9 protein-coding genes are annotated in these 12,430 nt (G+C 43.4%); 7 read left to right on the top strand and 2 right to left on the bottom strand.

Features of this window, described 5'->3' with window-relative positions:
- Positions 1–5 precede the first annotated feature (5 nt).
- From I2D69_RS10415 to I2D69_RS10395, 5 genes are all read left to right on the top strand, one after another.
- The gene (locus I2D69_RS10415; protein ID WP_173717151.1) at positions 6–1,163 is read left to right on the top strand and encodes a sugar ABC transporter permease; all 1,158 of its coding nucleotides are present in this window, start codon (positions 6–8) and stop codon (positions 1,161–1,163) included.
- A 193-nt stretch (positions 1,164–1,356) separates the two neighbouring features.
- Positions 1,357–2,367 carry a substrate-binding domain-containing protein gene (locus I2D69_RS10410; RefSeq protein ID WP_173717152.1) on the top strand — a complete coding sequence of 337 codons (1,011 nt, stop codon included), beginning with the start codon at positions 1,357–1,359 and terminating at the stop codon, positions 2,365–2,367.
- Positions 2,368–3,870, top strand: a complete 1,503-nt coding sequence (locus I2D69_RS10405; RefSeq protein WP_173717153.1) for a histidine kinase — start codon at positions 2,368–2,370, stop codon at positions 3,868–3,870. It begins immediately after the preceding gene.
- Between the two features lie 70 nt (positions 3,871–3,940).
- The gene (locus tag I2D69_RS10400; protein ID WP_173717154.1) at positions 3,941–5,536 is read left to right on the top strand and encodes a response regulator; all 1,596 of its coding nucleotides are present in this window, start codon (positions 3,941–3,943) and stop codon (positions 5,534–5,536) included.
- Positions 5,533–6,594, top strand: coding sequence for a substrate-binding domain-containing protein (locus tag I2D69_RS10395; RefSeq protein ID WP_173717155.1), 1,062 nt, complete (start codon positions 5,533–5,535; stop codon positions 6,592–6,594). The genes I2D69_RS10400 and I2D69_RS10395 overlap by 4 nt, the downstream gene beginning before the upstream one ends.
- Before the next feature lie 109 nt (positions 6,595–6,703).
- Here I2D69_RS10395 and I2D69_RS10390 read toward each other — a convergent pair whose 3' ends face one another.
- A complete protein-coding gene (locus tag I2D69_RS10390) occupies positions 6,704–7,873 on the bottom strand; it encodes a cation diffusion facilitator family transporter (protein ID WP_173717156.1) in 1,170 nt (389 codons plus the stop codon).
- 625 nt (positions 7,874–8,498) lie between these two features.
- On the opposite strand from I2D69_RS10390, the gene rplM reads away from it, so the two are divergent.
- Together rplM and rpsI are read left to right on the top strand one after the other, a co-directional pair.
- Positions 8,499–8,927 (top strand): 50S ribosomal protein L13, encoded by a 429-nt coding sequence (rplM, locus tag I2D69_RS10385; protein ID WP_117853326.1) that lies wholly within the window; start codon positions 8,499–8,501, stop codon positions 8,925–8,927.
- Between the two features lie 17 nt (positions 8,928–8,944).
- On the top strand, positions 8,945–9,337 hold the full coding sequence (gene rpsI / locus I2D69_RS10380; RefSeq protein ID WP_118580486.1) for a 30S ribosomal protein S9: 393 nt from the start codon (positions 8,945–8,947) through the stop codon (positions 9,335–9,337).
- A 413-nt stretch (positions 9,338–9,750) separates the two neighbouring features.
- On the opposite strand, the gene I2D69_RS10375 is transcribed toward rpsI, so the two are convergent.
- Positions 9,751–12,423 (bottom strand): glycosyl transferase family 2, encoded by a 2,673-nt coding sequence (locus I2D69_RS10375; protein WP_195379863.1) that lies wholly within the window; start codon positions 12,421–12,423, stop codon positions 9,751–9,753.
- Positions 12,424–12,430: the final 7 nt, after the last annotated feature.

The raw sequence follows: 12,430 nt of genomic DNA, 5'->3' as shown, positions 1-12,430 counted from the left end.
ACACTATGAATTCCAAAATCAAGGATTTTTTAAGAAAATATACGATGGTCATTGCGCTTGTAATCGTATTTATCCTGTTCTGTGCTCTGACTGATGGACGACTTCTTTTTGCACAGAACATGTCAAACCTTATGCTCCAGAACGGATACGTCCTGGTTCTTGCATGTGGTATGTTGCTCTGTATCTTAACTGGTGGTAACATCGATCTTTCTGTTGGATCTGTTATCTGTTTTGTAGGTGGTGTTGCCGCTGTCCTGATTGGCAGCAAGGGCTTCAATCCATTTATCACCATTCTCCTTTGCCTGGTAATCGGCCTTCTGGTTGGTGTATGGCAGGGCTACTGGATTGGTTATAAGAGAATTCCTCCATTTATCACAACACTTGCCGGCATGTTCATTTTCCGTGGATTTGGACGTCTGGTACTGGATAATAAGACAGTATCTATCCAGAACAAATCTTTCCTGAATGTATTTACATCCTACATTAACATTCCGGGACTTGATGATGGAAAGAAATATTCAGCACTGATCGTTGGTGTTCTGATCGCATGCTACATTATTTTCTCTACCATGCGTTCCAGAGCAAACAAAGCGAAAAAAGGTTATCGCCAGAATACAGCAGCTTCTGATTACAGCAGAGCAGCCGTGATTGCAGTTGTTATTCTGTGGTATTGCTACAAATTGTATCAGTACAAAGGTATCTCCGTAATGCTTGTATGGGTAGTTGCAATCTGCATGATCTACAACTTCATCACATCCAAGACAGCGTTTGGACGTTACTTTTACGCAATCGGCGGTAACGAGAAAGCAACACAGCTTTCCGGTATCGATACAAATAAGGTTTATTTCATTGCATATGCAAACATGGGCTTACTTGCTGGTCTTGCCGGTCTTCTCTGCGCAGCACGTGTAGGTTCTGTAAATGGTAGTACAGGTACATCCTTCGAGATGGATGCAATCGGTTCCTGTTTCATCGGTGGTGCTTCTGCATACGGTGGAAGTGGTACTGTAGGCGGTGTTGTAATCGGTGCTCTTCTCCTTGGTGTTATCAACATGGGTATGTCAATCATGGGTATCGGTGATTCCTGGCAGTATGTTGTAAAAGGTGCCGTACTTCTGATCGCAGTTGTATTTGATGTTATCTCTAATAGAAAATCCAACTAAATAATTGCCAAAAAACTGCTGAGAGTGCAGTAAACAGTAATCAGAAAGGAGCTGTTGCAGAAATGCAATGGCTTCTTTTGCATATAGCATGCAAATATGGTAAACTGTAGATGTTTGAAAGCATATTTATTTTATAATAAAATGGCGGTTTGCCTACAGGCAAAAGCGCGGGCAATAAAGGAACTTATTAATTATGAAAAAATCCACATTGACTGTTTTTTTTATTATAGTAGGCTGTATGTTATTTCTCTCTGGAATCTGGATTTATTTCCAGAAAAAACTGGATCAGGTGGATCTTGGTGAAGGCGAGGGTGCATCCAGCTACGCAAAACATTATCTGATGATAGCAGGAGCGGAAAATACCCTGATGTGGGATTCTATCTATGAAAGCGCCAGCCAGGCGGCAAAGGATGCAGATGCTTATCTGGAATTGATCGAGCCCGGGCACGATTCCAATTATAATCAGGCGGATTATCTGCGTATTGGAATTGCCTCCCAGGTGGACGGGATCATTCTGGAAGCTGATGGAAGCGATGAAGAGCAGGAACTGATCCAGGAAGCCTCAGATGCGGATATTCCGGTAGTTACGGTGCTGACAGATGATTCCTCCAGTGCCAGAATCAGCTTTGTTGGACTGAATAGTTATCAGCTGGGAAATGCTTACACGGAACAGATCCTTGGACTTTTAAAGGAACATGAGAATACGCAGGTCCTTCTTTTGGCAAATTCCCAGTCCAAGACACAGGAGACCAATCTGATCTATTACCAGATTAAAAAAGAACTGGAGAAAAAAAAGAAGGATTATCAGACCGTAACGATTTCAGAATACAACATTGACAGCAGCTCTGGCTTTGATACAGAGGAATTTGTCCGGGATATTTTTGTAAGCGAGGAGAACCTGCCAGATGTGCTGGTGTGCATGGACGAGGTTGTGACAGAGTGCGTTTACCAGGCTCTGGTTGACTATAACCAGGTTGGAAATGTGGATGTAGTTGGTTTTTATTATTCCGATGTAATTCTGGATGGTATCAGCAAAGGGATTATTTCTTCAGCTATCGCTCTGGATATGGATGAAATCGGAAGATACAGCGTGAATGCCCTGGAAGAGTTTTCCTCCTTGGGACATACCAGCAACTATTACAGTGTGGGTCAGCATGTGATCACCAGAAGCAATGTTGGTGCTTACAGAACGGAGGGGAATTAAATGAGAGAGAGAAAAGGAAGCCTTTCCGTCCAGAATTCCATACAGACAAGATTAAGCTTTGTTATGGCCCTTGTCATGGTGTTTGTAGTATGCATCAATTTTTTTATCTTTGAACAGATCCATACCGGTGTAGACCGGATTGATGCTGTTTTTTCCAGCAATGCAGCGATTAATGATCTCTCGGATACCTTAAACAAGCTGGAAGGAACGGTTTACGAATATCTGAATATAAAGGGAACCAAGGCTCTGGAAAATTACTATCGCTATGAGCAGGATTACCGGGAGCTTCTGGATAAGCTGAATGACCGGAATGTGGACAATGAAGTAAAAATGCTGGAAAAAAATATACGCAGAATGTCAGAAAGCTATCTGAATCAGACCAGCGAGACTGTTCAGGCCAAGCGAGGCAGAAATATTGAGAAGTACAAGGCTTCTTATGAAAAAGAACTGCAGCTTTATAAATATATCAATTCTTATATTTACAAGCTGAATAATCTGCGTTTCCGGATGAATTCCTCCAATTACCAGCTCCTGCTTTCTTCTATGGATGTACTGTATCGGCTGGCGTTGGTGGTTATTTTCATTGTGGCAGCAGTAGGCGTGGCTATTATCATTCTGTTTGTGCAATCCATGATCCGGCCGCTGACCCAGCTTTCCAGTACTGCTCATGAGGTTGCCCTGGGAAATCTGAATGTGCCAATTCTGCCTGTTGTCTGCGAGGATGAGGTTGGCGTGGTAACACGGAGCTTTAATCAGATGCTGGACAGCATACGCATTCATATTAAACAACAGCGTGAAAGTATAGAGAAGCAGGCTCAGATGAAGGAGAGGGAGCTTCTTATGGAGACCCATCTGAAGGAAGCACAGCTGAAGTATCTTCAGGCTCAGATCAATCCTCATTTCCTGTTTAACTGTCTGAATGCTGGTGCCCAGCTTGCCATGCTGGAGGATGCAGAGCGTACTGGTGTTTTTCTGGAAAAGATGGCAGACTTTTTTCGATATAATGTACGGAAAATGGAGGATGACGCACTTCTCTGGGAAGAGGTGGATGCAGTTGACAATTATATTTATATTTTAAATGTCCGATTTGCCGGAGATATCAATTATGAAAAAGATGTGGATGAGGGAATCGGGAATTTCAGGATTCCAAGTATGATTTTGCAGCCTCTGGTGGAAAATGCAGTGCAACATGGAATCCACGACTGTATGGAAACTGGAAAAATCAGAATGTCTATTCACAAGGATGGAGATGATCTGGAAATCACAGTCAGTGATAATGGCGCCGGAATGACACAGGAGATGATCAGGTCTGTTATGGCAGGGAAAGCACGAAATAATGGAGAGGACCGTTATTCTACAGGTATAGCAGTAGGAAATGTAATTGACAGATTGGAACTGTATTATAAACAAAAAGGTCTTCTTACCATAGAAAGTGATGGTCTGGGACTTGGAACCAGTGTGCATATCACCTTACCGGTGGAGGTTGAAGGTACCAGTGAATGAGTAAAAAGTGATAGCACGGAGTATGCTGCAATGAGCAGTGAACAGAGGCTGAATAAAGGGGAGCAAAAAAATGTACCGTATTCTGATAGCAGATGATGAAGGACTTATGCTGGAGGCTTTTAAAGGAGTGATTCTGGCTGAATTCGGAGATAAATGCAGTGTGGAAACTGCGAAAACAGGAAGGGCGGTAATCGAGAAGGCGGAGACTTTTCACCCGGATATTGTGTTTATGGATATTCACATGCCTGGAATTAACGGAATCCAGGCCATGCGGGAAATCCGGAAGTTCAACAATTCCGCCTTGTTTTATGTGGTTTCCGCATATGACAAATTTGATTACGCTAAAGAAGCCATTAATCTTGGTGTGGAACAGTATCTTACGAAACCGATTTCGAAAAGTAAGATTATTTCTGTGGTGGAAGAAGCGACAGCAAAGGTGGATAAGGTGCGTGATCAGAGAAGTAATCTGTTGAAAATCCAGGAAAAGCTGGAGACAGTTATCCCGGTTGTGGAATCTGGTTATGTAAATTCTCTTCTTTTCCAGAAAGAGATGGCAGCAGCAGATTATTACCAGCAGCTTCTTGATATTGAATACAGCCAGGGTTATGTTATGGTGGTGCAGTTTGGACAAAGCTATGAAAATGGAAGACTGGTAAGCCCGGTTGGAATGAATGTGAAAGCCCAGAGCTTTTATCCGGAATTCCGGGATGTGGTGAAGTCTGCTTTTCCTTGTGTGGTTGGAAATATTATGTCCAATCGTATCCCTGTAGTAGTACCTTGTGAAATTTTTCAGAATCCTTATGAAGACCGCATTGATCTGGTGGAAAAGGCAAGAGAACTGGTGGCAAGGCTGGAAGGCAGACTGGATGCAAAATTCCGTGTGGGAATTGGAAGAGTATGGGAAATGGAAGAGCTTGAGAGATCTTACCGTGAAGCACTCCGGGCATTAAACGGAAGCCTGAGCCGGGTAATTCATATAGAGGATCTTTCCCAGAATGGTGTCTATGACGAGGCTTTTCCCGGCAATGATGAGAAGCGGATGTTCCGCTGCCTTGAGGAAGGAAATGAAGAGGGTATGCTCCAGGAGGTGAACTTCTTCTGTGACTGGATGGTGGAGCATTATTCACAGGATATGAATAATATCCGCCTGAAAATACTGGAGTTTATTATCTGGGGAGAGAAGATTGCTTTTGAAAGCGGCGCGATCAATTATGGATTTAGTTACCGCAGAGACTATTTGGATACTGCCATGTCGCTTTCTACTTATGAGGATCTTCGTAAATGGTTTCAGGAAAAGATGGTAAATGTATGCCGGGCAATCCGGGATCAGAAGGAAGATCAGTCTAATTCCGCGGTAAAGAAGGCCATGCTTTATATTCAGGAAAATTACAGCAGGGATATTTCTCTGGATGATGTATCCAGCCAGGTGAATATCAGTCCTTATTATTTCAGCAAGATTTTTAAGGAGGAGACTGGGGAGAATTTTATTGAGTATCTGACCAGAGTCCGGATCGATAAAGCCAAAGAGCTTCTGGTGGATGAAAATGTGAGCGTAAAGGAAGCGGGAATCCAGAGCGGCTATTCAGATCCAAATTATTTCAGCAGGATTTTTAAGAAGCAGATGGATATGACTCCAAGTGAGTATAAAGCGAGGTATGGAAAATGAGAAAGTGTCGTTGGCTGATCTTGTCGCTGGTTTTGATCCTGGCAGCTGCATTGGCAGCAGGCTGCGGAAGTAAGCCTCAGGAGCCGCAGAAGGAAGAAGCAAAAGAGGAAGATAAGCTGCAGATCGGGCTTAGCTTTGACTCTTTTGTAATTGAGAGATGGCTGCGGGACCGGGATATGTTTGTTTCTACTGCCCAGAGCCTTGGGGCTGAGGTGAATGTGCAGGTGGCCGGAGGCGTTGTGGAAGAGCAGATCTCCCAGATAGAGTATTTCATTAAGAAAAAGATGGATGTGATCGTGGTGATCCCTATTGATGGAAATGCTCTGTATGATGTGCTGAAGGAAGCCCGGGAAATGGGGATTTATATAATCTGCTATGACCGCATTGTGGAAAATGTTAATGCAGATCTGTATATTACCATTGATAATGAAAAGGTTGGAACCCTTATGGGAGAGGCGCTGATCCAGGCTTGTCCGGAGGGAGGAAATATTTTTGCCATCAATGGATCTCCTACAGACAGAAATGTGGATGAAGTTGTGAGGGGGTTCAATAAAGCCATTGAAGGCAGTAATCTGAATGTGGTTTATACGGAATATTGCGATAACTGGATGGCAGAGCTGGCCGGAAATTATGTGACTCAGGGGTTGGAAGTTACAAAAGATATTGTAGGAGTGATGTGCGGAAATGATGATCTGGCAAGTCAGGCAGTGAAGGTATTGTCGGAGAACCGGTTGGCAGGGAAGGTTGCTGTGGTGGCTCAGGATGCGGATCTGGCAGCTTGTCAGAGGATTGTGGAAGGTACACAGGAAATGACCGTCTATAAGCCTATTGAACTGGAAGCGAATACGGCGGCAGAGTTCGCTGTAGCGCTTGGCAAAGGAGAGGATATTACTTCAGGAGAAGGGGAATACAAGGCGGTAGAAACTTTCAATGACGGGACATATGACATTCCTTATTATAAAATCGATCCAATTGCGGTGACAGCGGAAAATATGGATAAGGTGATCATTGATGGGGGATTTCATACGAGAGAGGATGTTTATTTGAATATTCGATAAGGAAAGGTGCTTCAAAGCGGACGCAGTGCGGACGAAATAACAAAAAGACTGGTTCTTCATGTAGCTGCAGGAAGAACTAGCCTTTTTTTGTATGGGGGAAAAGAATTTTTTATGCATATACTCTGTCGATTTGGATCACAGCACAATAGTTGCCATCGTCCATATTGCGGATGCGCTCTTTGAGGAGATTGGTGATCTCTACGTTTGTGAGTTTGCATTCGAAAGGAACCGCTACGTCGAAGATCAGGTTTGTGTGGGTAGGACCTTCTACTATGCGAAAATCGTGAATGGAAAGACGGCGGTCCAGATTGCGGGTGATTTCTTCAATCTGGCTGCGCATTTCATTGACCTCCTTGTTGTCTGTAACAATGGGATCAATGTGGATGGTGGCAGAACAATTCAGTTTGTCCTGAAGCTCATGCTCAATGTTGTCAATCTCATCGTGGATGATCAGCAGATCTCCGTGGGCGGGAACCTCAGCGTGGAGGGAAAGAATCAGTCTGCCTGGACCGTAGTCATGGACAATCAGGTCATGCATGCCGTGGACAAGGGGATGGGCAAGAACGATCTCTTCGATTTCCTCTACTAAATTTTTCTCCGGGGCTTGTCCGAGAAGGGGATCAATGGTATCCTTCATTGTAGTGATTCCGGTATAGAAGATAAAAATGCCAACCAGAACACCGAACCATCCGTCCAGCACCAGTCCGGTAAGCTGACTGATGATAGTTGCCAGAAGAACCAGACTGGTGGAAACTGTGTCACTTAAACTGTCTCCGGCTGTAGCCTGCATGGCAGTACTGTCGATTTTGTGACCGATAGTGCGGTTATAGTAGTACATATATATTTTTACCAGAATAGATGCAATAAGGACAGCAATAATAACCGGGCTGCATTCAATGGGCTCCGGGGTGCGGATCTTGTCAATGGAGGAGCGGATCAGCTCGAAGCCCATGATCAGAATCGCAACTGAGACAAGAAGTCCGGAGATATATTCCATGCGTCCATGTCCAAAGGGATGCTCTGTATCCGGTTTTTGTCCGGAGAGCTTGAAGCCCACCAGAGTGATCACAGAGGAGCCTGCATCCGATAAGTTGTTGAAGGCATCCGCCGTGATGGCAATAGAGCCGCTTAGGATTCCGGCAAGCCATTTTCCTATAAAAAGAAAAATGTTCAAGGCAATTCCCACAGCTCCGCAGAGCATGCCATAAGACTGGCGAACCTGGGGGGAGCTGTAGTCTTTGTAATCTTTGATGAAAAAACGGGATAAAAATGTTATCATAAAAACTTCACCTCAAATATAAGAAGAAAAGGAACTGTTCAGTTCTTTTACAGTTACGCGCTTTGTGATGCACAGAAAGGTGAACCTTTCTGCGGTATTCCCACAGCTGCCACCTGGGGCTTTCATAGTGAAAATGTTCCGCGGAATAGTACTTGCTGAATAGTTACCTGAAAAAATAAAATAGTTACTGTGTATCCTGTGGATAAATTCTTTCTAATATAGCACATTGCGGAGAAAAATACCAGAGAAAATTTATAAAATGTCTGATTAAAGTGTGGATAAATCGTTGTTCTAAAAGACACTTGTTGTGGATGGGCGTGTATAAGGTGGAGACAGCAAGCAGGCTTTGTGGAAAAGCTGATCAGCAATCCAGGAAGAATGTGGAAAACTTTTTGAAAAAAAGATGGAAATATGGGGAAAAAGTGGTTGACAGAAACGGAGGCTTATAATATAATAACTCAATGTGACGTAGTGCGAGATACTTTAGCCAATAGCCCCGGCGACGGTATTTATCAGCGGTTTCGGACATTTCCGCAGTAATTGCACCATCGTTTCCATATTACTAACATATGCGAGAATTCGCATTTATACAAACAATCGTTGATAAATAACAGGAGGTAAAACCATGCAGACTTATATGGCTAATCCAGATAAAATCGAGAGAAAATGGTATGTAGTTGACGCTGAAGGCTGCACCCTTGGCCGTCTGGCTTCTGGCGTAGCAAGCGTTTTAAGAGGAAAGAACAAACCTCAGTTTACACCACACGTTGACACAGGTGATTATGTAATCGTTGTTAACGCTGACAAGATTAAAGTTACAGGAAAGAAAATGGATCAGAAGATCTACTACAATCACTCTGATTATGTAGGTGGAATGAAAGAGACTACATTAAAAGAGATGATGGCTAAGAAACCTGAGAAAGTTGTTGAGCTGGCAGTTAAAGGTATGCTTCCAAAAGGACCATTAGGAAGAGAAATGTACACAAAACTTTTCGTTTATGCCGGACCTGAACACAAACATGCGGCTCAGAAACCGGAAGTTTTAACATTTTAATTAGGAGGTAGAAAACATTGGCTAGCGCAAAATTCTACGGAACAGGAAGAAGAAAAAAATCAGTAGCAAGAGTTTACCTTACCCCAGGTACTGGTAAAATCACTATCAATAAAAGAGACATTGATGAGTATTTCGGATTAGATACACTTAAAGTTATCGTTCGTCAGCCACTGGCTGCTACCGAGACAGAAGGAAAATTTGACGTTCTTGTAAACGTACACGGTGGCGGATACACAGGACAGGCTGGTGCTATCAGACATGGTATCTCCAGAGCACTCCTTGAGGCAGACAAAGAGTACAGACCAGTTCTTAAAGCAGCTGGATTCCTTACTCGTGATCCTCGTATGAAAGAGCGTAAGAAATACGGTCTCAAAGCAGCTCGTCGCGCTCCGCAGTTCAGCAAACGATAATCGACTGCTCAGACTATATCAAAATGGTTCAAAAACCCCGGAAAATCAAGGTTTTCCGGGGTTTTGCTATATCTAAACGGGCTGATATGGTTTGACCAAATTTGGCAAAACGAGAGCCGATTTCATCCAATTTTTAGTGGTCCGCAAGTGGTTAACTGGCCAAAAAGAGGGGGAAGTGGTTAACCGAGAGCCGATTTTTGGGGTGCTTTTCAGCCCTCCTTCCCCTCGTTTTTTGGCTGTGGCAGTTTGGCATAGTTTGAGCTAATTTGAATAATTAAATATGAATTTGATGTAGCACACAGTATAAATGCTGGGTGTTTTTTTCATTTCAGGAACTCGTATTCCGGCGATAGAAAGAGCCGTCACTTCACTGTTAATTTTGAAGTGGCGGCTTTTTCTATTTAGAAAAGTTTTTAGTTGATATATTCGAACCAGACAGCTCCGTCAATTCCCAAAGGATGAAGACCTGTATTGACAGAAGGTGCATCTTTGATCAGCGGAAAAACAGTTGTGGTATTGTCGATAATTAGCTGATTTTTCCCGGGGACGATATAGTCGGTAATATCAAAGCGATAAGGTGCACCGATGGCCGGAAACAATGTATGTTGGTTGACGGTGAGCTGAATGACTTCATTGGCACCTTCGATAACAAGGAATACACCGGAATTGCTCTTTGCAGGGGAATCTATGGTAAAGGTTGTCTCGTATCGTATGATACCGTGGAAGCTTTCAAAGCCTGGCTCTATGCACAGATTTTCGAAAGAACTCCGACCGTGTACGGGACGAAAACTCCCGTGATCTTCGTAGGTTGAAACGGAAATAGCTACGGGTGTTTCGAGTTTATAGCGCTCTTTTACAAGTGAAGTATCCACTTTTTTGATACGAATTCCAGTAGTGTCTATGCCGGAGACAAGCAGGCGGGATTCGCCGGGTTCGAGATCCAGCATATAACTTTCAGCAGATGATTTCAGTGCGTATATACAGTTATGATAGACATCATATTCCGCAGAAGGTTTAAAAAACGAAAATGTTATGTCTTCATGAATCGGCTGCCAGATGGATTCGTTTCGAAGCATCATACACTGATAGTCATCCCCCTGATACTGATAAACCCGCAAATCTTTGTAAGGCTTCTCGGAGAGAATATGTACCATAGGAAGCTGTTGATTCTTTAAAAAAGCAGCAAATGCAGTGAGTGGAAGACAAGTGGCTTTTTTACGAATGATAGAAAGCAGCTTTGTGGCATCAACATGTTCACAGGAGTCAGACGGAAAAGCATCGATAAAAAGAACCGGAAAACCATGTTCGGACAGTGCAGCGATCCCATGAAGAACAGAAATTGGAAGTTTCTGTGCATAAGGAATGATCAGATACTTTAAGTGGAGTGTACCAAGTATCAGTTCCTGATTATCATTGAGGCAGGAGAGAAGATCTGGATAACTGATCTTCTCAGCCGGGATAACATCGTAATCTACCTGCTGTTCCATACAGATCCTTCCAAGCTTCTGAAAGAGCATGGCATCACCGGCCCATTCTGCTTCGCCGTGGTAAAGGATACCTACTTGTGAACAACTTCGTCCACCATTCAGAATATGTGCCATACGGTTCATATAGGTAAATAAGTATTTCATATATGGAGCCTGCAGATTATGTCCATGGGCATAAAAGTGGGGCGGGCAGTCCGGATCCGGAAAATCTTTTGCGGAAAAGGCATGTGGAACGAAGATATTGATTCCGCGGATCAGCATAAAATCTGTCAGCCATTTCATCATTTCCAGTCCTTCTGACCAGCCGTAGTTGCCAAATAGTTCGCACATAGCCCGCCCTTTCTTGGCCGGTTCAAGGTGGGCATCGCTGGAAGCGAGTTTCGCAAGGGCATAATGATAAAACTCTCCGTCAGAATAAGTATTCACAGAGGCGTGAGTGGTATGTGTATGCGTACGCCCCGGCATGACCTGGGAGGTTACAATGTCGATACCTGCCATATCCTGGCCAGCCATAGCGCGAAAATAGTGTCCGGCGCTTGGACCAAGACGGGAAGACGAATTATTGTCTTCCAGAATATGTCCGATATATTCAACATTATGTGCACGGCACCACTGACCTAATTGCATGGAAAAATTCTTTTTATACAGATCCGTCACCAGATTCATGTACTGATAACGAAACAGAGAATCTGTTTCAGGAGAAACATCAAACCAGAGACGGACAAGACCTTCACGAGTGATGTTTTTTTCATAAAGAAGTTTTTCAAGTTCATCTGACCATGGCAGAGGCATATCTGTCTTGCCAACAATCGCGGAAAAATTAAACAAGCTATCAATACAATTGTAAAATCCAGGCTCATCTGAAAAGAATCCTGCAATGGTATTACCGAAATATTCATGATAATGTGCAAAATGAGGTTCATATACTTCATCCAGTAAAACCTTTACAGATTTTTTCTGCAGAAGATTGATGTAATCGTTGTAGGCAAGTCCTGCATGGTATGATTTATAGATAAGAAATAAACGATAGAAACCATCAGGGACTTCCAACGGTAAAAGACCGTTTTTAATAGATGAGGTAAGGGGAATACACTCATTGGTCAGATCATCGGATACCTCATCTTTTCGTCGATACAAAACAGCTGTAAGAAGTTCTTTTTCCTTTGCGAGAGGATGGTTTTCAGGGAGTGGAAATCCAGAGGAAAATTCACCCAGCAATGCATTTACATCCACGTAGGTTCGAGCCGGACCGACAAGATCTACACAGAGATGATAGACTGAGCACTTTTGCAGTTCTTTTCCCACTTTTTTCATTCCACCGTTTGCGTAGCCGGTAGGAAAATGACTGTCATCCAGAATCCATACTTTCATATTCCGCTGTTTTGCCTCATCAAGGATAATATCCAGATCGTGCCACCAGCCGGGGCCTGCGAAGTCAGGATGTGGACGGGATTCCAGACAAACAGCCTGAATTCCCATATCCTGGATGGTCTTCATGTACGTTCTGAGTACTGTTTCGGTTTCGCCATGCTGCCAGAAAAAAGGCAGGATGTAGTTTTGATAAGTTTCGTTCAGGGCTTCGTGAATTCTTGTTTCCATAGTACCT

Source organism: Ruminococcus sp. D54t1_190329_F1 (genome assembly GCF_015551645.1).
GTDB classification, from domain to species: domain Bacteria; phylum Bacillota; class Clostridia; order Lachnospirales; family Lachnospiraceae; genus Blautia_A; species Blautia_A faecis.
This window is presented reverse-complemented; position numbering and strand designations above follow the sequence as displayed.